This window comes from Nocardia sp. JCM 34519.1, assembly GCF_020361265.1.
GTDB classification, from domain to species: domain Bacteria; phylum Actinomycetota; class Actinomycetes; order Mycobacteriales; family Mycobacteriaceae; genus Nocardia; species Nocardia arthritidis_A.
This window is the reverse complement of the sequence record NZ_JAIRBR010000012.1, coordinates 263,637-284,542: the sequence shown is the minus strand read 5'-3', so window position 1 is coordinate 284,542 and position 20,906 is coordinate 263,637. Positions and strand designations below refer to the sequence as shown.

Here is a 20,906-nt window from a genome sequence, read left to right as displayed (position 1 = left end):
GGGCCCGTGGGGCCCCCGTCTGCCGTGGCGGGGGGTGTGCGGGGGGGTCCCGTGTTGGGGGTGTGCAGGGGGGGGGGGCCCCGCCCGGCCCCCCCGCACGAAAGCCCTACGCTCCGAACAGTTCTCGCGCCTCGTCCGCGGTGAGCGGTTCATAGGATTCGGTCTCCGGGTGATACCGCCAGGTGTGCTCACCCGGTTCCGGCAGCCCAGCGGCCTGCACCGCCCTGGTGGACGGACGGTAGGAGGCGCTGCGCGGGATGTCATCCACCACGTAGACGATGTCGGGGCGCTGATTCGGATCGAGCGCCCGCATGCCCTCGGTGACATCCTTCGCGGTGAGCCGGAATCCCTTGCGCACGCTCACCGCCGCCACCGCGATGCAGCTTCCGCCCGACGGCAGACCGTAGGCCACCTCCATATCGACCGGGGTGAGCTCGTTCAGCGCGTCGACGATCGGCTGGCCGAACACCGGGCCGCGCTCGGCGTGGATGACCGTATCCTTCCGGTCGACCAGCCAGTAGTCGCCGTCGGAGTCGCGACGGAACAGGTTTTCGGTCGGCATCCAGGAATCACCGGCCGCGAAGACGCCGCGCAGGCCGCCGTCGGAGATGTCGACGCCCTCGGCCGCCTTGCCGAGCAGCAGCCCCACCTCGTTGTCGGCGGCGCGCCGGGCGAAACCGTGGTCGTCGGTCAGGATCTGGCCCGATTCCGGATCGTAGGCAACCAGTTCCACCCGCGCGGTGCCCGGCACCGGACGGCCCTTGCAGCCCGTCTTCACGCCGGTCACGTTGGCCAGCACCACATCTCCCTCGATGGAGGCGTAGAACTCCAGCACCCGCGCGGGCGCGAACTGTTCGGTGGTGCGCCGCCACAGTCCGGCGGGCATACCGGAGCCGATGAACAATCGGATGGGATGGTTGTGCCCGGCCGGGAAGACGTCGGCGTCCAGGATGTCGCGCAGCATGGTCCAGGTGTAGGTCACCACGGTGACGCCGTAGCGGTGCACCTCGGCGCCGAACCTGGCCGGGTCGAGCGAGCGGGCCAGCGCGATCCGGCTGCCGCCCGCGACCGCGCCGCCGAGGCTCACCAGCAGGCCCGACGAATGATGCAGCGGCGCAAGGCAGTACACGGTGTCGCGGCGGTCGAGATCGGCGGTGGTCGCGGTGCCGAAGGCGGACAGGGCCCAGCGATGGTTGGTGATGTACTTGGCCTCCAACCGATCCCCGGTGCCGCTCACCAGCACGAAGGCCAGTTCCCGGGCCAACCCCGGATCCGGCCGGTACCAGGCGGGCAGCCGCACCTGCGCCGGATCGATCTGCTCGAGGTCGATCACGTTCTCGCCCAACGGGATACCGAGCTCGCGGGATTCGCCGCCGCCGAGTACGAGCACCCGCGCGCCGGTCGCAACGGCCTGGCGCAGATTCTCCGGATCGGCGACAAGCGTTGCGACACCGGTGAGTTCGATAGCGCGAGCCAGCTCGCTGCCCGGTGACAGCAACACCGCGACCGCACCCAGCCGGGACAGCGCCGCGACGGTGGCCAGCGCGCTCGGCCGGGTCTCCATCACGACGCCGACGCGCTGCGCGGGCCGGATGCCGACCGAAATGAGACCGCGCACAACATTATCGATGCGGACGTTCACCGCGGCATTGGTGTGCACCCGGTCGTCGAACAGGAACAGGTCGCGCAGCGGTGCGCGGCGGGCCTGTTCGGCGAGCAGCCTGCCGAGCGAGATGCGGGTGTGCGGCTGGATCATGCCCAGGCGGGTCAGCCGGGGCAGCGCGCGGGCCGCCTCGCCGGCCAGGTCCACCGAGCCGCGCACCGTATTGCTGACGATCGCCTCCAGCGCCTTACCCATGCCCGCGCCCGCCTCGGCGAGCGATGCGGTGGTGTGCACCACCCTGGTCGCCGCCGACCGCGGCTTGCTGACCGCGGCCTGATCCGACATCGGCACGATCTCGTCCGGCAGCGGTTTGTCGTTGTCCAGCCAGTCGATCCAGTCACGCACCAGCGGCCAGGTGTGATTGGTCGCCATACTGCCCGCGACGAGGCCGAAATGACCCGCGACCAGGGTCGCCTCGTACACCTCCGCATTGGGCGCCGCCCGCACGATGCCGCGGACCGCGGCGGGTTGGCCGATATCGTCCACCTCGCCGACGAAGGCGAGGATCGGGCATTTCAGCTCGGCCAGCGAAATCGGCTGATCGCGAATTACGAAGCCGCCCGACATCAGCCGGTTGTGCGCCACGAATTGTTTGAGCAGGTCGGCGGCCGCGGGGCCCGCGTAGCCCACCCAGCCGTCGCTGTTGAGGAAGCGGCGCTGGCGCTCCTTGGGCAGCAGCGCCTCCCGATCGTGCAGCTGCCGAAGGAAATCGATGCGAGCCTTGGCGGTCTTCATCGGATCGAGCATCTGGAAGCCGATGCGCACCATGGATTCGGTGATCGGCAACCGGGTGACCACATGGTCGGCCAGGAAATCCGCGACATCGGAGACGACGCCGTACGGCAACCCGAACGGCATACCCGCGACGACGTCCACCGGACTGCCGAAGGTGACGATCGATTCGACGCCCTTGCCGTCTCGATAGGCGGCGGTCTGGTAGGCGAACATGCCGCCCTGCGAATATCCCATCAGGTGCACGTTGGCGCCGGTGGCCTCGGTGACCGTGTCGATGGCGCTGTTCACCGCGAGCACATGGTCGGCGAGGTCACGCTCCCAACCGCCCTCCTCGGTGGACGGCGAGCCGAAATCGACCACCCAGCAGTCGATTCCGCCGCGATGCAGAATGCCGACGGCGCCGTCGGCGACATTCACGTCCCAGATATCGGCGTTGACCATCAGCGGCGGGACGAGCACCGCGACCGGACGGCCGGGGGCAGCGTCGTCCGGGAAATAGTGGCGCAGCCGGTACATCCGACGGCGCTCGACGATCTCGTACGGCGAGGCCTCGACGTCATGGCTCAGCCCGCCGAATCGGATCACCTCGAGCCCGTTCTGCGCGGTCGCCATCAACCGCTGCACCGACCCGACCACATTTTTCGCACTGAACTTCACGATCACTCCTGGCCAGATTCCCTATGTGACCCGCATCACACACCCCACTGTGTTGAGACGAGCTTCCCACACCGCATGACCATTATGTGGCTCGTGTGATCGGTTCCATGCATCGAGGATGCGGTTTCGGCACCGGGCGGCGATCGCGGAGCTACCGGAAGCCGCCCGGTGCGTCGATATGTCGCGCCGCCGCATGCGGATCCGGACACCGGCGAGCAACCGCGTGGCGGTGCGCGGCGAAACCCTTCGGCATACGCCGCGCCGGATGTTATTCGCCCATTTCACACCACATCCGCACCGAAACGTGCCGACCAGTACTCAGCTTTGTTCGGAAAACCGCTGCGGGCAACAGGTTTCGCGAACTACCATCAGTAACGGCTCCGAACGCACTGTCGCGCAAGCCAATTCGCTCCATTGCATAGTTTCTCGCAGACCTGATCCAGGCCTGCCGGTTTGTTGTGAACAACTCTCGATGATCGACACCTAGGTGAGGACGACGCATGACGATCGAAATGCCGGTCCAGACCGAAACCAACGGACAACAGAAGAGCTTGAGTACGGGCGCCGCCCATCAGCTCGCGCACACCACCAAATCCGAACCGCAGATGCAGGGCATCACGTCCCGCTGGCTGACCCGCATGCTGCCGTGGACCGAGGTCAAGGGCGGTATCTACCGGGTGAACCGCCGCCTGACCCACACCGTCGGCAATGGCGAGGTCGAATTCGTCGTCGACGGTTCGAAGGCCAGAGTAATTCCCCTCGAACTCACCGAACTTCCGCCGCTGCGGGATTTCGAGGACGAGGAGGTGTTGAGCGCGCTCGCGCAACGATTCGAACAACTCGATATCGAACCGGGCGCGGTGGTGGCCGAATTCGGTAATCCGATGGATCGGGTAATGCTGATCGTGCACGGAAAACTGACCAAACTCGGCACCGGTGAATTCGGCGAGCGAACCGTGCTCGGCCTGCTCGGCGACGGCGATTACTTCGGCTCCGAAATGCTCACCGACTCCGATGCCATCTGGCCGGTCACCGTCAAGGCCGTGAAAAAGACGACCATGCTCGTACTTTCCAGGCAGGCGTTCCAGGAAATGCTCGACAACGCGCCCGCATTGCGCGAGCAACTTTCCGGCGTCGCGAGCAGGCCCGCACCGCCGCAGAACACCAAGGGCGAGGCCAACATCCAGATCCACTCCGGACACGCCGGCGAGCCACTGCTGCAGGGCACGTTCGTCGACTACGACGCCACCCCGCGGGAATACGAACTCAGCCTGGCGCAGAGCGTGCTGCGCGTGCACACCCGCGTCGCCGACCTGTTCAACGACCCGATGAACCAGGTGGAGCAGCAGTTACGTCTGACCATCGAGGCGCTGTACGAGCGCCGCGAACACGACCTCGTCAACAACGAGGACTTCGGTCTGCTGCACAACTGCGATCTCAAACAGCGGATCTACTCCGAATCCGGCGCGCCGACACCGGACGATATGGACGAGCTGCTGAGCATGCGGCGCAGCACCAGACTCTTCCTGGCACACCCGAAGGCGATCGCGGCATTCGGCCGGGAGTGCAGCAAACGCGGCCTGTACCCGGATCCGGTCGAGGTGGACGGCAATCGGGTGCCCGCGTGGCGCGGTGTGCCGATCTTCCCGTGCAGCAAAATTCCGGTGAGCGACGCCCAGACCACATCGATCCTGGCCATGCGCACCGGCGAAAAGGATCAGGGCGTTATCGGCCTGCACCAGACCGGAATTCCGGACGAATTCGAGCCGAGCCTGAACGTGCGGTTCAAGGGCATCGACGACCAGTCGATCATCTCCTACCTGGTGAGCTGCTACTACTCCGCCGCGGTTCTGGTGCCGGATGCGCTCGGGATTCTCGACAATGTCCTGGTCGCCCGGCAGGCCGAATAGGTGATGCGCAATGTCGGTCTTCTCCCGCGCGGCGGCGCGGCCGGCCACCTCGGATGTGGCCGCGGCCGTCGCCGCGCTGCTGGCTGATTTCTCGACGACCGCACCGGCGGACCCCTTCGCCACGCAACCGGAGACGACCGGGGATGTCCCCGCGAGCCCCGAGCCGCCGGTGCCGCCCCAGCCGCCGGTGCCGCCAAGGCTGCTCGGGCCGAGCGGGCTGGGGGCCGCGGCGCTGCGGTTGCCGTCCATGGACGCCGCACCGGCACAGGTCGGCGGCGAATCCGTCACCGCGCCAGCGGGATCCGCTGATATCAGCAACGTCTCGGCGGCCGCCGAGCCGCATGTTGCCGTAGGCGCCGAGCCGTCCGCATCGCGGATCCCGCTCGGCCCGACGGGATTGGGGGCCGCGACGGCGTACCCGCATCGGGTACGCCCCGCGCCGAGCTCCGGCGGTGCACCGAGGGGTCCGCAGGAGTGGCGACCGCCGTCGGACCCGACCCGGTCGGGCACACCGGCGGCGGACCCGTCACCGAGACCGCGATTCCCAACCGGCCCAACGGGATTGGGAACCGATTCGGCGGGCATCCGGCGACCGCCCGCCGAATCGGCATCCGCGATCCCCGCGCTGTACTGCCCGCCGCCGGTGCGCGACAACCCCGAGCTCGCCGAGCTCGTCAACGACGGGCTCATCGCCTGGGCCGCCGAAATCGGGCTCTACGAAGGCAGATTGGATGAGCTCCGGGACGCCGACTTCGGCAGGCTGATCATGCTGGCCCACCCCGACACCGACGACCCGGACCGCCTGCTCGCCGCCGCCAAATGCGCCGTCACGGAATGGTCGGTGGACGACTACTACTGCGAGGAGGACGCACCGGACACCGCACCCGACGGCTCGCCGTCGGTGGCCTGGGCCGAGCTCGGGCCTAAGCTCGAAATGGCCGCCGCCGCAATGGATCCGGTACACCTTCCGGCCCGCTACGCGCCCGAGCTGGAGAAGGCGCTGCAGGCCGACCCGATCCTGCGCGCCTTCCGCACCTCCTTCGAGCACATGGCCCACTACGCCACCCCGGCGCAGTTGGCCCGGCTGCGCACGGAGATCGCGGGCTGGTTCATCGCGCTGGGCGCGGAGGCGGGCTGGCGGGCCGCCGGGCGGATGCCACCGGTGTGGGAGTACCTCACCAACCGGCAGCCGCACAGCTTCCTGCCGTGTATGGCCCCGATCGACGCGGTGGGCGGATACGAGTTGCCCGCCGCCGAATACACCGATCCCGGGATGCGCCGGGTGACGACCACCGCGGCGCTCGCCGCCCAGATGGTCAACGACCTGTATTCGATGGCACGCGAAGACCTTTCCGGCGGAAGGGAATTCAACCTGCCGACGGTGCTGTCGGCCCGGGAGGGCTGCACCAGGCACGAGGCGGTGCAGCGCACCGCCGAAGTACACGACGAACTGATGCACCGATTCGAACGCGAGGCCACCGTGCTCGCCGCGGCCGGCTCACCCGAACTGCGCCGCTTCCTCACCGGGCTGTGGGCGTGGATGGGCGGCAATCGCGCCTGGCACGCAGGCAGCAAGCGCTACCAGTAGCTCTTCACCGCACGAGAGAGGACGACCTGGCATGACCATTGCCGACACCGGATCCGTACTGCGGACCAGCTATCAGAAATCCGTTGCGGAGTATTGGAACAACAACCCGAACGACGACCGGGTCAACACCAAACTGGGCGAGGTCGACGGGATCTACCACCACCACTACGGCATCGGCGAACCGGACCTCTCGGTGTTGGAAGGTCCGGAGGAGACCCGCCAGCAGCGGATCGTCAAGGAACTGCACCGTCTGGAAACCGCACAGGCCGATCTGCTGCTCGACCACCTCGGCGACGTCCGCCCCGGCGACCGGCTGATGGACGGCGGATCCGGCAGGGGCGGAACGAGTTTCATGGCGAACCAGCGTTTCGGCTGTCAGGTGGACGGGGTCACGATCTCCGAATACCAGGTCGGATTCGCGAATGATCAAGCACAACAACGGAATGTGGCGGACAAGGTGCGGTTCCACTTCCGCAATATGCTCGACACCGGCTTCGACACCGGCTGCATGCGCGGTATCTGGACCAACGAAACCACCATGTACGTCGACCTTTTCGAGTTGTTCGGCGAATTCTCCCGGCTGCTCGAACCCGGCGGCCGGTACGTGTGCATCACCGGCTGCTCCAACGATGTCACCGGTGGGCGCTCGGCCTCGGTCAGCTGGATCGACGCGCACTACGGCTGCATGATCCATCCGCGCAGCGAATATTTCCGCGCGCTCGCCGATAACGGCCTGGTGCCGATCGATGTCGTCGATCTGACGGCGGCCACCATCCCCTACTGGGAACTGCGCACGAAATCCGAGCTCGCGACCGGGGTGGAGAAGCCGTTCCTCACCGCGTACAAGGACGGCAGCTTCCAGTACCTGCTGATCTCAGCCGATAAGGTGGGGCGGTGACCCAAGCACCGACCGACCGCGAGAACCTGCCCGTCGAATTGGTCGACGAGGCCGGTCGCGCGGTCGGTACGTGCCCGGTATCGGTCGCGCACACCGCGCCCGGCCTGCTGCACCGCGCGTTCTCGGTGCTGCTGTTCGACGACTCGGGCCGGATGCTGCTGCAACAGCGGGCCGCGGTGAAGACCCGCTTCCCCGAGCTCTGGACCAACACCTGCTGCGGCCACCCAGCGCCCGGCGAACCGGTGGCGGCAGCGGCGGCGGTCCGGCTCGCCGAGGAGCTCGGCTTGGCGACCGAGCTGACGGAGGTCGGCGCCTTCCGCTACCAGGCAGGCGATCCGGCCACCGGCCGCGTCGAATACGAATGGGATCACGTGCTGGTCGGCACGCTCGTCGGCGCGGTACCGCAGCCCGATCCGGCCGAGGTCGCCGACTGGGCCTGGATCATGCCGGACGCGCTGCGCGACGCGCTCGCCGCCGATCCCGGCGGCTACACCCCGTGGCTGCCAGGCGTTCTCGACGTCATCGAAGCGGGCGCCGGAAAGCACCGCCTCAGCCGAACGTAGTCCCGCTGAAATGCCCGGTCCCGGTCCGCAGGCCGGGACCGAGGCAGTCCATCACCATATCCGGCGTCATGTCGTAGACCACGGACATATTCGCCCGCATACCCTTGCCGAGGCCATCGACCACATCGAGCGGGCCCACCGTCGGCTGCACCATACCCACCGGCCACTGGCCCCACAGTGTGCTCTTCAGCCCGTTCGACCAGGTGACCCATACCGTCAGCGGACCGTCGGCCGGATGCATGCAATCCGACATCGCCACATGGCTGCCGGTGAACGTGCCGCCCGTGATGTCCGGCGGCCCACCGACACAGTCCCTGATCACGCCCGCCGACGCGAACGTCAGCAACTTGGGCTGCATGGTGATCGCGCCTTCCGTTGCCGTCCAACGGAATTCACCACCCGAGCAGCCGCCCAGCGGAAGCTCCGGCGTCGCACCCGCCGGGGCGGCGAACGCCGACGCGAATACAACGGCCGCCACCGCGGACCTTCCGAGAACCGACACGCGTGCACCTCTTCTCGCGGGCAGTTGACCTGCAGAAACGGTGGAGCATGAGCCGGGTCGAATATTCCATACCGGTCCTTGCCGGTCTTTGTACCGAGGTTTCGGGCGTGTCTCGAGGTGGACATCTAATAGCTAGATGCGCATATCTACGTCTCGATATGTTCAAGCCTCCTCGCGCACGCCCGCGGATTCGGACCGTGTCATGCTGTCGGAATTCGAGACAGAGGGTTACCGATGACAGATTCTTCGCCGCGCCAGTTCGTCGACCGGCGCTTCGCCGGTCTGGTCGCCGAATTCGACCGGCTCTTCCGGAAACCGTCCGATGGCGGCGGCGCGCTCGCGGTCTATCAGCACGGAGTGCCGGTGGTCGATGTGTGGGCCGGATTCGCGCGACCGGGCGAGCGGTGGCGGCACGACACCGTCGCGATGGCTTATTCGACCGGGAAAGGCGTTGTCTCGACCCTGATCCACCGGCTCGCCGAACGCGGCCTGCTCGACTACGACGAGCCGGTGGCCACCTACTGGCCGGAGTTCGCGGCCGCGGGCAAACAGCGAATCACGGTCCGCGAGTTGCTGACTCATCGCGCCGGACTGCACCGGCTGCGCGGTCTGCTGCCCGGGCCCGCCGACCGCTTCTTCGACGACGCCGCGGTGACCGCCGCACTCGCCGCCGCAACGCCCGATCCGCGGCACCGCCGCACCAGCGGCTACCACGGAATCTCCTACGGGCACTTGGCCGCCGAGCTGGTGCGCCGCGTCACCGGGCAGAAATTCACCGAGGCGCTGCGCACCGAGATCGCGGAACCGCTTGCGGCCGAGGAACTCTGGTTCCGCGTACCGGAGGATCAGCGCCACCGCATCGCACCCAACTTCCCGCGCCTGACGGTGGCCGGTATGAGCTGGGACCGCGGCAGCGACCTGCTGACCAGAACCCGGTTCGCGGCGGCGGCCGAAACCACGCCACGCGGCTTCGCCGACCTGGTTTCCGATGCCCGCCTGCATGATTCGGTGATGCCGGGGGTGAACGGCGTATTCTCCGCGCATGCGCTCGCCCGGATGTACGCGGCGCTGGCGAACGGCGGCCAGCTCGACGGCGTGCGGCTGCTGCGGCCCGAAACCATAACGGCGATGCGCAAACGTCAGGTTTTCACCCCGGATTATGTTCTGGCGCTGCGTGTTCCGTGGGCACTCGGCTTCCACGGCGTGCCGATGCGCCCATCCAAGACCGAACCCGTTTCCGCCTTCGGCCATTTCGGTCTCGGCGGATCCGGGGCGTTCGCGGATCCGGCCACCGGCATGTCGCTGGGATTCGTGACGAACCGCCTGGGCGGAAGGTTGACCCCGCTCGGCGACGCACGGCTGGCCCGGCTGGGCGCGCTGGCGCACCACTTCGCCCGGGAGTCGGCCGCTTCCGAGTAATCGTGCGTCGGGGTCGCGTCGCCGCGATGCCCTCGACCGTAACCAGTAGGCGGCAGCGCGGCTGCTACACCACTCCGCCGGACACAAACCTTGGCGCGGGCGAAGTCATGCATCCCGGATACGGGCCCGTGCAGGCAGCTGTCCGCCACCTGTTGTGTAGGTCGTAAGCCTGTCGTGCGGCGGTCACGTCCGCGGCATGGAGACGAACCCACGCCAGGAAGGGGCGTAACGACTCCGTGAGGCTGTACCCGAGTTCGGTGAGCTCGTAGCTCACCTGTGGCGGCGTGGTGGCGGGTTCTACGGTGCGGAGTACGAGCCCGTCACGGATCTGGATCCGCAGTGTTTGCGACAGCATCTTGTCGCTTATGCGGTCGATCGCCGCCTGTAGTTCCGAGAACCGTAATGGCCCGTCCTGCAAGGCATTCAGGATGCGGCCGCCCCATCGGCTGGTGACGTCGACCACCTCTCGTGCCGAGCATTCGATGTTAGTTACATCACCCGGTTCTGACACAGGTGCACGAGAGACCTGCGACCGTACCTCCATATCGGCAGCTTACCTACAAGTAGGTACCTACCGGGCGCGAGTTCGCGGACCTACCCTTCGGGCCATGTTGACAGTCGTTTTCGGAGCCAGTGGAAATGTCGGTCGCCATGTCGCGGCAGAGTTGAATTCCGTTGGCGCACAGATTCGTTTGACCAGCCGCAACCCTCGCGAGGCAATGCTCCCGCGAGCAGCCGACGTGGTCACCGCCGACCTGGACCACCCCGAAACCTTGCAGGCCGCGCTCGACGGCGCGCACAAGGTATTCCTCTACGCCAACCCAATTGGGATCGACGGATTCGTGGCAGCCGCCGAATCCGCTGGCGTGCAACATGTCGTGTTGCTCTCGTCGGTCGCCGTCCGCGACCTCGATCCCGCCAGCGATCCCACCGCGTGGATGCACGCGCGGGTCGAATCCGCGCTCGAGGCATCGAATCTGGCATGGACGTTCATCCGCCCCGGGATGTTCGCCACCAACACACTGTGGTCGTGGCAGCGCCCCATCCGCGAAAAGGATGCTGTCCGGCTGCCGTATCCAGATGCACAGACCGCACCCGTCCACGAAAAGGATGTGGCCGCGATCGCGGCGGCCGCCCTGCTCGACCCGATTCACCGCGGCCACGCTTACGTCGTCACCGGACCCGAAACGCTCACCTTGCGTCGCCAGGTGCAACACATCGGCGAGGCCCTTGGTCGTGACATCGTCATCGAGGAATCCTCCCCGGACCAAGCACACGCGGAACTGCTCGAGACCCTGCCACCCTTTGTCGCGGAAGCCATTCTCGACGGATGGAAGGCCGCGGCCGAGGCGCCGCCGGCGGCCACTACCCCCGTCACCAACATCCTCGGCACTCCCGCACGGACATTCGCGCAATGGGCAACCGACCACGCCGCCGACTTCCGATGAGCCACCGACCGAACACTCGCAATTGCCGCGATGTGGGTCGTAGCGTCGAATGAAGTCCACGAACCGACCGGTCCGGTCACTGTAACCCGGCAAATTGTGCACGCGCGACGAGCCCCGGTCGAGTGGAGCTGACCGTTCTGCGCACTGGGGACAGTTGCGTGCGACAGGTCGGCGGACGGCTGGCAGGATCGCGGCATGGACTTGATCGGGCTGGATCGGATCGAAGCCGCCGCCGGACTGCTGGCCCCGGTGATCCGGCGGACACCGCTGGTCGCGTCGCGGGTGCTGTCCGAGAAAGCGGGCGCCGATGTGCTGCTCAAGTGCGAGAACCTGCAGCGAACCGGATCGTTCAAACCGCGCGGGGCCTACAACCGGATCGCCAACCTGCCCGCCGCCGACCGGGCCAAGGGCGTCGTCGCGGCCAGCGCGGGCAATCACGCGCAGGGCGTCGCATGGGCGGCGGCCTCACTCGGCATCGAATCCACGGTCTTCATGCCCGTCGGCGCGTCACTGCCGAAGCTGGTGGCCACCAGGGCCTACGGCGCGACGGTGCAGCAGGTGGGCGAGATCATCGACGATTCGCTGACGGCCGCACTGGAATTCGCCGAGCATACGGGTGCGACGCTGATCCACCCGTTCGATCACGCCGATGTCGTCGCCGGACAGGCGACGGTGGCACTGGAAATTCTGGAGCAGCAGCCGCAGGTCGGGACGGTGCTGGTGCCGACCGGCGGCGGCGGACTGCTGGCCGGTGTCGCGATCGCGCTGCACCACCTGGCGCCGCAGGTGCGGGTGATCGGGGTGCAGGCGGCGGGCGCGGCGGCCTGGCCGGGTTCGCTGGCGGCGGGTAAACCCGTTCGGGCCCAACATATGTCGACGATGGCCGACGGTATCGCCGTCGGACTGCCCGGCGCCGTGCCGTTCGCGCACGTCGCCGAATTCGTGGACACCGTGGTGACGGTCGACGAGGAGGAGCTGTCCCGGGCGCTGCTGCTGTGCCTGGAACGGGCCAAGCTGATCGTGGAGCCGGCGGGCGCGGCCGGGGTCGCGGCGCTGATGAGCACCGCCGCAAGGGATTTGGACCTCGAGGGGCCGGTCGCGGTGATCCTTTCCGGCGGCAATATCGATCCGCTGCTGCTCACCAGGGTGATCGGGCACGGGTTGAGCGCCGCGGGCCGCTATCTCGCGCTGCGCCTTACTCTTTCGGATCGGCCGGGTGCGTTGAGCGGGCTGCTCTCGGTGGTCGGCAAGACCGGGGCCAGCGTGGTCGACGTCGCGCATTCGCGCACCGGGACCTCGCTGGCCGTCGACGAGGTGGAGGTCTCGCTGACGCTGGAAACCCGCGGCCCGAACCACCGAGCCGATGTGCTCGATGCGCTGGAGAACGCGGGTTACGCAGTGCGCGTGGAGGACTGACTCAGCACTTGCTCTTGTAGAAGTACTTGGAGTTGGCGTCCATATCGGCCTGGGTGATGGCGATCATGTCGGTCTGGATGGTCCGCGTGACGGGCTTGCCCTCCAACGCGGCCGCCGCCTGATCGACACCCTTCGCACCGATACCGGCCGGGTCCTGGGCGATAAGCGCCTGCACCGTACCGGCTTTCAGATCTTCGACCTGTTTCGGGCTCGCGTCGAAGCCGACCAGCTTCACCTGGCCGAGTTTGTTGGCGTTACGCAGGCTTGCGGCGGCGCCCTCGGCCGAGCTCAGGTTGGTCGCGAAGATCCCGGCCAGATCCGGGTGCGCGGCCAGCGTCGCGGTGACGATCGAGGTGGCCTGCGCGGCGTCGTTGTTGTTGTATTGCACGCCCAGCGAGGACATTTCGGGGAAGCTCTTGAGTGCGTCCTCGAAGCCCTGCGCCCGCGCGTCGGTGGTCGATGTGCCCGCTTTGGTGTTGATCACCAGCACCGGGCCTTTGTTGCCGACCAGCTTCGCGAGGGTCTGCGCGGCCAGTTGACCGCCCTTCTTGTTGTCCGAGGAGATCGAGGACAGCGCGATCGAGGTGTCGTCGAGGGCGGTATCCACCTCGATGATCTTGATCCCGGCATCCTTGGCCTGCTTCATCGGATTGGCCATCGCGGTGGCGTGCGTCGGCGCAATAAGAATGGCGCCGGGCTTGTTGGCCACCACACTGCTCAGCACCGGCGTCTGCGCGCCCGCGTCGAACTGGGTCGGGGCCTGCGTATCGAGCTTGTAGCCGAGTTTCGCCGCCTCCTCCTGCGCACCGCACTGCATGGAGATGTAGAACGGTTCGTTGGCCACACCCGGAATCAGCACTATTTTCTTCGCGTCGTTGCCACCCGAACCGCCGACCTTTCCACCGCATCCGGCCAGCAGCGCACCCGCCGCGACCATGACGCCGAACACCACAGCGGTACGTTTCGCCACCCTCATCTCGGCTACCTCCGCCCTTTCTTGTTGTAACTGCCGAATTCCTATGCCCGGTCCCTGGCGCGGCGGCGGGCCTGATCGAACCAGACCGCCGCCACCAAAACCACGCCGACCGCGATCGGCTGCCAGAACACCGGCACGTTCGCGATGACGAAACCCTTCTTCAGCACCGAAGGGATGAATACGCCGATCACGGTGCCGATCACCGAACCGACACCGCCGAAAAGGCTTGTGCCACCGATCACCACGCCCGCGATGGCATCCAGGTTGTCGGTGCCGTGGCCGCTGATGGTGGTGGTGCCGAAATAGGCCAGGTTCATGAAACCGGCGAGGCCGGAAAGCAATCCGGTCATCAGGTACACCAAGACCAGATGGCGGGTGACCGGGATGCCCGCGCGGCGGGCGGCCTCCGGATTGGATCCGATGGCGTAGGTGTGCCTGCCGAACCGGGTAGTGTGCAGGCCCCACGCGGCCACCACGGTGACCACGGCGGCGACCAGCACCAGATTCGGCACACCGCCCAGCGCCGTCCCGAAACCCAGTGAGTCACGCAGCTTTTCGGGGACGGTGCGGGTGTCGACGCCGCCGGTGATCAGCTGGGCGGCACCGAGCGCGGCGCCGAAGGAGCCCAGCGTGACGATCAGCGGCGGAATCTTGGCCTTGGCCACCAGCAGACCGTTCACCAGACCCCAACAGCCGCCGCCCACAACGGATATCAGGAAGCCGAGGGCGATCAGGCCCCAGCCCGCGTGGGTCGCGTCCTCGTTGGGGCTCAGCCACTCCATGGTTTTCGCGCCGACCACGCCGGAGAAGATCAACACCATGCCCACCGACAGATCGATGCCGGAGGTGATGATGACGAACGTCATGCCGACCGAAAGCACAAGCAGCACAGCGGTTTCGATGAGCAGCGTCTGCAGGGTGAACCTGGTGGGGAACGCGTTCGGGCGCAGGATGCTGAATACGATCACGAGCAGCACCAGCACCAGGCCGATCCAGACCGTGCTCGCGCCGGTGAGCCGCTGCCAGATGGTGCGCCTCGGCAGATCCGCGCCGCCGTTGGTTTCGACGGGATCGATGGTTTTCTCGGTCATGCCGCATCCTCCTCCTGCGACAGCGCGCCGGTCATCGCGCCGACCAACTGTTCCAAGGTCGCGTCGGCCGCGACGAAACGGGCCACCCGGCGGCCGAGCCGCAGCACCTCGATGCGATCGGCGACCGAAAGCACCTCGGGCATATTGTGGCTGATCAGCACCACCGCGATGCCCTGATCGCGGACCCGGCGGATGACGTCGAGCACCCGCTCCCGCTGGACGACGCCGAGCGCGGCGGTCGGCTCGTCCATGAACACCACCCGGCTCGCCCACATCACCGCGCGGGCGACGGCGACGCTCTGCCGCTGCCCGCCGGACAGCGCACCGATCGGGACGTCGATGTTCTGCAGGGTGACGCCCAGGCGGCGGAAATGTTCTACGGCTTGGGTTTTCATCGCCGACTTGTCCAGCATGCCGAGCTTGCCGAGCAGGCCGCGGCGCGGAAGTTCGCGGCCGAGGTACAGATTCGCGGCCGGATCGAGATCGGGCGCGACGGCCAGATCCTGGTAGACCGTCTCGATGCCGAGTTTGCGCGCGGCGGTCGGCGTGCCGAAGACCACCGGCGCGCCGTCGAGCAGGATCCGTCCCCCGTCGGGCTGTTCGGCGCCCGAAAGGCATTTCACCAGAGTCGATTTGCCCGCGCCGTTATCCCCGATCAGCGCGACCACCTCGCCCGCGCGGGCCTGGAAATTGGCCCCGCGCAGCGCCTCTACCCCACCGTATCGCTTGATCAACCCCTCGGCCTCGAGCACGACACCATTATCCGAGGTCATCCGGCACATCCGGCGAGCCGCGGCTGAGCAAACGTCCAGTCCATCGGCCGATCGTACGATCGGATGTCCGATTCCCGGGACGTATTCGCGGAAATCCCCGGTTTGTTGCGTATGGTGCAGCGGAAGGGGTTGGCACCCCGGCCATTTCGCCTGGTAGACGGCGAATCAACCTGGCCGGATGACCATTTCGGAACCTGCCGAGATCCGATCGTGATTTTCGGCGGGTCACGGGAACCAAAGTGGATCGTGTCACGTCATAGACAAAAGGCATAGCCGAATCGACGCTGAGGAGGGGGTTATGAGTTATCCGGCGAATACGGAGGTGCGCCTCGCCGAATTCGAGGCACTGTACGAGGCTGCCGCAGGCGAACTTCGCCTCGAGCTCATCGATGGACGGATCTATGCCGAGCCGACACGGGTTCGACCGTCGGCCCATCCAACTACAGCCGGTTACGCTGGGAAGATGAGCGAGCTGGACTTCGAGGTGAGCCTCGCCGCCTTCGAGCGGCTGGAACGCGCGGCGTCGGAGGAAGTTACTGTCGAGCTCATCAATGGGAGGGTGTACGTGGTTCCGGCGCCGGACGGCGAACACGACGATTGCGCCGTCGAAATCGGCGATCAGATCCGGGAGCACCACCCCGACCTGCGGCTATACCAGGAGCGGGCGTTGGCCGTCCCGGGATATCGAACAGGTCGCGCCCGCCCGGACGGCGTCCTCGCTCCGCGCAGGCACTTCCGGGGCCAGCCGACGACATGGTCCAGCACAACAGGCGTCGTGCTCGTCCTGGAAATCACGTCGGGCCGGGAAAGGGACGCGGAGGTCGATCGGGTCGAGAAACGCGACGCGTACGCGCAGGCCGAGATTCCGCTGTATCTGCTCGTCGACCGGCACCGATCCGAGGTCACCATCTTCTGGGATCCGGCCCAGGGCGAGTACCAGCACAGTCAAACAGCCAAAATCGGTGCGGTACTTTACCTTCCAGCTCCGCTCGAGCTCGACCTCGAGACGTCTCAACTCTTCTGACACCACCGTCGGCCGCGCCCCAGCCGAATCCGGTGCGGCCGGCGGGTCAGTGCGCCCCGCCCAACTCCAGTGCCAGCACACCCACGATCACCAAACCGATGCCGCCCACCTGCACCAGGCTGAGGCGCTCCTCCAGGAACAGCACGCCGATGACGGCGATCGCGGCGACGCCGACCGCGGACCAGATGCCGTAGGCGACGCCGATCGGCATGCCGCGCTTCAATGCCTGTGAGAGGAAGAAGAAGGCGGCACAGTAGCCGATGACGACGATCACCGACGGCGCGAGCTTGCTGAAGCCGTCGGAGAGTTTCAGCGATACGGTCGCGGTCACCTCGGAGGCAATGGCCAGCGCCAGCAGTAGCAAGGTCATTGCCGCAGCGTAGTCAGCGTGCGGGCATTCGATGGGCACCGCGGTGTCACCGTGGTGGGCAAGGTCACGCACAATGATGGCGGAACGGCGCGCGGGGGCGCCGAACGAGGGGGTGTTCGATGGAGTTGATCGTCGGTGCGATGTGCCTCGCGGTCGTCGCGGTGCTCATACTGGGGCTCGTGGCGATCCCGCTGCGGAGCCACGCCGAGTACAAACGCTTGGAAGCACTGCGGCAGTGGGCAACCGCGCGCGGGTGGAGTTTCGCGGAATCCGGCGGCGCCGAGTGGATCACCCGGATGCCCGGCACGCGCAGGCGCGGCATCGGCGCGATCATGTCCGGTCAGGTCAACGGTCGCTGGATGACGATCGCCGAATACTGGTATCTGACGGAGCAGACCGGCACCGACAGCCGCGGCCGCAGCAGGACGCGCACCCACACCACCTACTACGTGGCGACCGTCGTCCACCTCGATCAATCGCACCCGCACATCGAGGTACGCACCCGCGGCGCACTGTCCCTGCTCGGCCGGGCCGTATTCGGCGAGAAGCCGACAGCGACCGGAAATCCGGTGTTCGACAAGGACTTCCGCATCCTTGCCGCGGATCCGCAATACTCCGGTTGGCTGGTGAGCAAACCGCTGATCGACGCCCACGTCGCCCGCGCCGTTCCCGAATGGTCGGTGGTGGGCAATCAACTACTCGCCTACTACCCCGGCCGACTGCGGGATCCGGACGTCGCATACGGCCGTGGCATCGGCCTGCTCCGGGTGGCCGAACTGCTCGGTCGCCCATGATCTGTCCGGCGCCGGGGCACTCCCGGCACCGGCGGACACCGATGCGGTTGCGGCAGAATGATCTAGAGGACGTGTGGTGGTGATGGCGACAGCTCTGACGATCTTTTCGGTGGCGACGGCGATCGTGCTGGTGGTCGTCGCGATCCTGGCCGCCGCCCTGGCCCGGGCCGGTTCGACCAGGCGGCAGGCGCTGGAGCGGTGGGCGGCGGAGACCGGATGGCGGTACGCACCGCGATCCGATGCCGAATGGGTGGCGCGACTACCCAGGAAAAGTGTGCGCGGGCTGCGATCGACGCTGACCGGTGTGCTGGACGGATTTCCGGTGACCGTCGCGGACTATTCGTATACGACATCGGCGAATCCCGCCGACCCCGAGGACGATTCGACGCGGCTGACCCATCAGTGCGTGGTGGTGGCGATCACCCTGGACCGGCCGCATCCGCCGATCACCGTCACGGTCCGCGACCAGCACACCGAGTTGGCGCATACCGGGCATCCGCCGGTGGAGACCGGTAATCCGCTGTTCGACAACAGCTTCCAGATCACCAGTGCGGATCCGGAACATGCCCGTCAGCTCGTCGGCCAACCGCTCGTCCAGGCGCATCTCGCCGGTATCGTGCCGCACTGGTCGATCACCGGCGACACGCTGCTCACCTATTTCCCCGGCAGCTTGGGCGACCCGGCCGCGATTCCGACCCTGGCCGCCCCGCTGCTCACGGTCGCCAAACTGCTAGAGCGCTGAATCCGGTTCCGCCCAGCCGCGCAATTCCACGGCGGTGGAGCGGATTTCGTCGAGCTGCTCGGCGACCCGCACACCCGCGGTGCCGCCGCGGGCATCGCGCGAGGCGATCGAGCCCTGCACGGTGAGCACCTCGCGCACCTTCGGGGTGAGCGCCGGATCGATGGCCGCGAACTCCGCGTCGGTCAGCTCGTCGAGTCCGACGCCGCGCGCCTCGGCGGCGCGCACGCACGCACCGGCCGCCTCATGCGCCACCCGGAACGGAACACCTTGCCGGACAAGCCATTCGGCAATGTCGGTGGCGAGTGTGAAACCGGCGGGCGCGAGTTCGGCCATGCGCTCGGTGTGGAAGGTGAGCGTGCCGACCAGTCCGGCGATGGCGGGCAGCAGCAGTTCCAGCTGGGCTACCGAATCGAAGAGCGGTTCCTTGTCCTCCTGCAGATCCCGGTTGTACGCCAGCGGTTGAGCTTTCAGGGTGGCGAGCAGACCGGTGAGGTTGCCGATGAGCCGCCCGGCCTTACCCCTGGTGAGTTCGGAGACGTCCGGATTCTTCTTCTGCGGCATGATCGACGATCCGGTCGACCACGCGTCGGCCAGCGTGAGGTAACCGAATTCCGGTGTGCTCCAGATGATCACCTCTTCGGCCATGCGGCTCAGATCGACGCCGATCATGGCGAGCACGAACGCCGCCTCGGCCGCGAAGTCGCGCGATGAGGTGGCATCGATCGAATTGGCCGCCGCCGCGGTGAAATCCAGTTCGGCGGCGATCGCCTCCGGGTCGAGGCCGAGCGAGGAGCCGGCCAGCGCGCCGGATCCGTACGGCGACACCGCCGCCCGCTTGTCGAAATCGCGCAGCCGGTCGATATCGCGCAGCAGCGGATGCGCGTGCGCGAGCAGGTGATGGGCCAGCAGCACCGGCTGGGCGGCCTGCAGATGCGTCTTGCCCGGCATCACCGCGTCCGGATGCGCGGCGGCCTGGGCGACCAGCGCGTCGACCACATCGAGGACCCCGGCCGCGACCCGGCGCACCGCATCGCGCAGCCACATCCGGAAAAGCGTTGCCACCTGGTCGTTTCGCGAGCGGCCCGCGCGCAGCCTGCCGCCGAGTTCGGCGCCGACCCGCTCGATCAGCCCGCGCTCCAGCGCGCCGTGCACGTCCTCATCGGATTCGGCGGGGGTGAACGCGCCCGAATCCACGTCCGCCGCAAGCCGTTCCAGCCCGGCCAGCATGCCGGACAGGTCGGCGTCGGAGAGCAGACCCGCCTTGTGCAGCACCCGCGCGTGCGCCTTGGACGCGCGAATATCGTAGGGCGCCAACACCCAGTCGAAATGCGTCGACTTGCTCAGCGCGGCCATCGCGGCGGCCGGTCCGGCGGCGAACCGGCCGCCCCAGAGCGCGCCCTCGTTGGTCCCCACGTGTACTCCTCGTCGTCAGGCCGGAAGTTCGGCGGTGATCAGATTGTGGCGCCCCATTTCGGCCCGCGCCGTATCGGGCACCTCGCGGCCGCGCTCGGTGAGCAGCGTCACCGGGTCGCCGGTTGAGATGGTCCAGCCGTGCCCGGCGAACCACTCCCGCGGATCGGAGCGGCCGTCGCTCGGGTACCACAGCATGTCGAAATCGACCTCGATGCCGAGTTGTTCCTTCAGCCGGGCCCGCCGCTGCCGCTGTTCCTCGGTCGGGCGCGGACGGTCGTGCGCGATATTGACCGCGACCCGGCTGCCGGGCGCGCTCAGCGCGACGATGTTCTCGAACAGCCGGTCCTGTGCGTCGGCGGGCAGGTAGCGCAGCAGCCCCTCGGCCAGCCAGGCTGTCGGTCGGCCAGGGTCGAAACCCTTGTCCCGCAATGCCTTCGGCCAGTCCTGGCGCAGGTCGACGGCGACCTCACGGCGGTCGGCCCGCGGCTGATGCGCGGCGAGCGCGGCCGCCTTGAACTCCAGCACCTTCGGCTGATCCAGCTCGAATACCGTTGTGCCCGTAGGCCAGTCGAGCCGGTATGCGCGGGCGTCCAGCCCGGCCGCCAGGATGACGGCCTGCCGGATGCCCGCCGCGCTCGCCGCGGCGAAGTACTCGTCGAAGTACAGCGTCCGCGCGACCATGAACGAGCCGATCGGGCGATAGGACTCGGCGGTGGCCTCGTCTACCCGGGACCGCACCGCCGCGCCGATCCGCTGCCACGCGGGCGCACCGGTCGCGGCGACCAGTTCCGCGGCGTACGGGTCGTGGAACAGCGCGTCGGGGCGGCTGGATTCGGCCGCCCGCATGGCCGCCACACCGAGCGCGGTCGCGCCGACGCTCGTCGTGATGTCCCAGCTGTCGTCATCCGTCCGCATAGCGCTGCC

The 20,906-nt window shown here is 67.5% G+C and carries 19 protein-coding genes; 10 read left to right on the top strand and 9 right to left on the bottom strand.

Annotated features, from left to right (window positions below; translation table 11 throughout):
- Positions 1 to 106: 106 nt before the first annotated feature.
- Positions 107 to 3,010, bottom strand: a complete 2,904-nt coding sequence (locus LGY53_RS27610; RefSeq protein WP_374111244.1) for an acyl-CoA synthetase — start codon at positions 3,008 to 3,010, stop codon at positions 107 to 109.
- Positions 3,011 to 3,555: 545 nt separating this feature from the next.
- Here LGY53_RS27610 and LGY53_RS27605 point away from each other — a divergent pair.
- Genes LGY53_RS27605 through idi form a run of 4 tightly spaced genes read left to right on the top strand, consistent with a single transcriptional unit; the run spans position 3,556 to position 8,014 of the window.
- Positions 3,556 to 4,965: a family 2B encapsulin nanocompartment shell protein gene (locus LGY53_RS27605; RefSeq protein ID WP_225729624.1), complete on the top strand. Its 1,410-nt coding sequence runs from the start codon at positions 3,556 to 3,558 to the stop codon at positions 4,963 to 4,965.
- Between the two features lie 10 nt (positions 4,966 to 4,975).
- The gene (locus tag LGY53_RS27600) at positions 4,976 to 6,553 is read left to right on the top strand and encodes a family 2 encapsulin nanocompartment cargo protein terpene cyclase (protein ID WP_225729623.1); all 1,578 of its coding nucleotides are present in this window, start codon (positions 4,976 to 4,978) and stop codon (positions 6,551 to 6,553) included.
- Positions 6,554 to 6,584: 31 nt separating this feature from the next.
- Positions 6,585 to 7,451 (top strand): geranyl diphosphate 2-C-methyltransferase, encoded by an 867-nt coding sequence (locus LGY53_RS27595; protein ID WP_167474094.1) that lies wholly within the window; start codon positions 6,585 to 6,587, stop codon positions 7,449 to 7,451.
- Positions 7,448 to 8,014, top strand: a complete 567-nt coding sequence (idi, locus tag LGY53_RS27590; protein WP_225729622.1) for an isopentenyl-diphosphate Delta-isomerase — start codon at positions 7,448 to 7,450, stop codon at positions 8,012 to 8,014. The genes LGY53_RS27595 and idi overlap by 4 nt, the downstream gene beginning before the upstream one ends.
- On the opposite strand, the gene LGY53_RS27585 is transcribed toward idi, so the two are convergent.
- Positions 8,001 to 8,516, bottom strand: coding sequence for a hypothetical protein (locus LGY53_RS27585; protein WP_225729621.1), 516 nt, complete (start codon positions 8,514 to 8,516; stop codon positions 8,001 to 8,003). The two genes, idi and LGY53_RS27585, sit on opposite strands and share 14 nt — an antisense overlap.
- A 234-nt stretch (positions 8,517 to 8,750) precedes the next feature.
- Between LGY53_RS27585 and LGY53_RS27580 the strand changes: the two genes are divergently transcribed.
- Positions 8,751 to 9,935, top strand: a complete 1,185-nt coding sequence (locus LGY53_RS27580; RefSeq protein WP_225729620.1) for a serine hydrolase — start codon at positions 8,751 to 8,753, stop codon at positions 9,933 to 9,935.
- Positions 9,936 to 9,999: 64 nt separating this feature from the next.
- Here LGY53_RS27580 and LGY53_RS43990 read toward each other — a convergent pair whose 3' ends face one another.
- Positions 10,000 to 10,479: a helix-turn-helix domain-containing protein gene (locus LGY53_RS43990; protein WP_225729619.1), complete on the bottom strand. Its 480-nt coding sequence runs from the start codon at positions 10,477 to 10,479 to the stop codon at positions 10,000 to 10,002.
- On the opposite strand from LGY53_RS43990, the gene LGY53_RS27570 reads away from it, so the two are divergent.
- On the top strand, positions 10,385 to 11,383 hold the full coding sequence (locus tag LGY53_RS27570; RefSeq protein WP_225729618.1) for an SDR family oxidoreductase: 999 nt from the start codon (positions 10,385 to 10,387) through the stop codon (positions 11,381 to 11,383). The two genes, LGY53_RS43990 and LGY53_RS27570, sit on opposite strands and share 95 nt — an antisense overlap.
- A 195-nt stretch (positions 11,384 to 11,578) precedes the next feature.
- Positions 11,579 to 12,799 carry a threonine ammonia-lyase gene (gene ilvA / locus LGY53_RS27565; protein WP_225729617.1) on the top strand — a complete coding sequence of 407 codons (1,221 nt, stop codon included), beginning with the start codon at positions 11,579 to 11,581 and terminating at the stop codon, positions 12,797 to 12,799.
- 1 nt (position 12,800) lies between these two features.
- Here the strand turns inward: ilvA and LGY53_RS27560 are convergent, their stop codons facing one another.
- From LGY53_RS27560 to LGY53_RS27550, 3 genes are read right to left on the bottom strand one after another with little or no spacing between them, the layout of a single operon-like run.
- Positions 12,801 to 13,775, bottom strand: a complete 975-nt coding sequence (locus tag LGY53_RS27560; protein ID WP_225729616.1) for an ABC transporter substrate-binding protein — start codon at positions 13,773 to 13,775, stop codon at positions 12,801 to 12,803.
- 41 nt (positions 13,776 to 13,816) lie between these two features.
- Positions 13,817 to 14,866, bottom strand: coding sequence for an ABC transporter permease (locus LGY53_RS27555; RefSeq protein ID WP_225729615.1), 1,050 nt, complete (start codon positions 14,864 to 14,866; stop codon positions 13,817 to 13,819).
- A complete protein-coding gene (locus LGY53_RS27550) occupies positions 14,863 to 15,639 on the bottom strand; it encodes an ATP-binding cassette domain-containing protein (RefSeq protein ID WP_225729614.1) in 777 nt (258 codons plus the stop codon). The genes LGY53_RS27555 and LGY53_RS27550 overlap by 4 nt, the downstream gene beginning before the upstream one ends.
- A 298-nt stretch (positions 15,640 to 15,937) precedes the next feature.
- On the opposite strand from LGY53_RS27550, the gene LGY53_RS27545 reads away from it, so the two are divergent.
- Positions 15,938 to 16,663 (top strand): Uma2 family endonuclease, encoded by a 726-nt coding sequence (locus LGY53_RS27545; protein ID WP_225729613.1) that lies wholly within the window; start codon positions 15,938 to 15,940, stop codon positions 16,661 to 16,663.
- 46 nt (positions 16,664 to 16,709) lie between these two features.
- Here LGY53_RS27545 and LGY53_RS27540 read toward each other — a convergent pair whose 3' ends face one another.
- On the bottom strand, positions 16,710 to 17,033 hold the full coding sequence (locus LGY53_RS27540; protein ID WP_225729612.1) for a multidrug efflux SMR transporter: 324 nt from the start codon (positions 17,031 to 17,033) through the stop codon (positions 16,710 to 16,712).
- Between the two features lie 119 nt (positions 17,034 to 17,152).
- Between LGY53_RS27540 and LGY53_RS27535 the strand changes: the two genes are divergently transcribed.
- Positions 17,153 to 17,827 (top strand): hypothetical protein, encoded by a 675-nt coding sequence (locus LGY53_RS27535; RefSeq protein WP_225729611.1) that lies wholly within the window; start codon positions 17,153 to 17,155, stop codon positions 17,825 to 17,827.
- Positions 17,828 to 17,909: 82 nt separating this feature from the next.
- Complete coding sequence (locus LGY53_RS27530; protein WP_225729610.1) at positions 17,910 to 18,569, top strand: hypothetical protein; 660 nt, start codon at positions 17,910 to 17,912, stop codon at positions 18,567 to 18,569.
- Here LGY53_RS27530 and argH read toward each other — a convergent pair.
- Both argH and LGY53_RS27520 read right to left on the bottom strand, forming a co-directional pair.
- Positions 18,558 to 19,982 carry an argininosuccinate lyase gene (gene argH, locus LGY53_RS27525; RefSeq protein ID WP_225729609.1) on the bottom strand — a complete coding sequence of 475 codons (1,425 nt, stop codon included), beginning with the start codon at positions 19,980 to 19,982 and terminating at the stop codon, positions 18,558 to 18,560. The two genes, LGY53_RS27530 and argH, sit on opposite strands and share 12 nt — an antisense overlap.
- A 15-nt stretch (positions 19,983 to 19,997) precedes the next feature.
- A complete protein-coding gene (locus LGY53_RS27520; RefSeq protein WP_225729608.1) occupies positions 19,998 to 20,897 on the bottom strand; it encodes a class I SAM-dependent methyltransferase in 900 nt (299 codons plus the stop codon).
- Positions 20,898 to 20,906 lie beyond the last annotated feature (9 nt).

Coding starts and splice junctions, on each gene's coding strand:
- LGY53_RS27610 (WP_374111244.1), bottom strand. CDS start 3,010: ATGGCGACCGCGCAGAACGGGCTCGAGGTGATCCGATTCGGCGGGCTG.
- LGY53_RS27605 (WP_225729624.1), top strand. CDS start 3,556: ATGACGATCGAAATGCCGGTCCAGACCGAAACCAACGGACAACAGAAG.
- LGY53_RS27600 (WP_225729623.1), top strand. CDS start 4,976: ATGTCGGTCTTCTCCCGCGCGGCGGCGCGGCCGGCCACCTCGGATGTG.
- LGY53_RS27595 (WP_167474094.1), top strand. CDS start 6,585: ATGACCATTGCCGACACCGGATCCGTACTGCGGACCAGCTATCAGAAA.
- LGY53_RS27580 (WP_225729620.1), top strand. CDS start 8,751: ATGACAGATTCTTCGCCGCGCCAGTTCGTCGACCGGCGCTTCGCCGGT.
- LGY53_RS43990 (WP_225729619.1), bottom strand. CDS start 10,479: ATGGAGGTACGGTCGCAGGTCTCTCGTGCACCTGTGTCAGAACCGGGT.
- ilvA (WP_225729617.1), top strand. CDS start 11,579: ATGGACTTGATCGGGCTGGATCGGATCGAAGCCGCCGCCGGACTGCTG.
- LGY53_RS27560 (WP_225729616.1), bottom strand. CDS start 13,775: ATGAGGGTGGCGAAACGTACCGCTGTGGTGTTCGGCGTCATGGTCGCG.
- LGY53_RS27555 (WP_225729615.1), bottom strand. CDS start 14,866: ATGACCGAGAAAACCATCGATCCCGTCGAAACCAACGGCGGCGCGGAT.
- LGY53_RS27550 (WP_225729614.1), bottom strand. CDS start 15,639: ATGACCTCGGATAATGGTGTCGTGCTCGAGGCCGAGGGGTTGATCAAG.
- LGY53_RS27545 (WP_225729613.1), top strand. CDS start 15,938: ATGAGTTATCCGGCGAATACGGAGGTGCGCCTCGCCGAATTCGAGGCA.
- LGY53_RS27540 (WP_225729612.1), bottom strand. CDS start 17,033: ATGACCTTGCTACTGCTGGCGCTGGCCATTGCCTCCGAGGTGACCGCG.
- LGY53_RS27535 (WP_225729611.1), top strand. CDS start 17,153: ATGGAGTTGATCGTCGGTGCGATGTGCCTCGCGGTCGTCGCGGTGCTC.
- LGY53_RS27530 (WP_225729610.1), top strand. CDS start 17,910: ATGGCGACAGCTCTGACGATCTTTTCGGTGGCGACGGCGATCGTGCTG.
- LGY53_RS27520 (WP_225729608.1), bottom strand. CDS start 20,897: ATGCGGACGGATGACGACAGCTGGGACATCACGACGAGCGTCGGCGCG.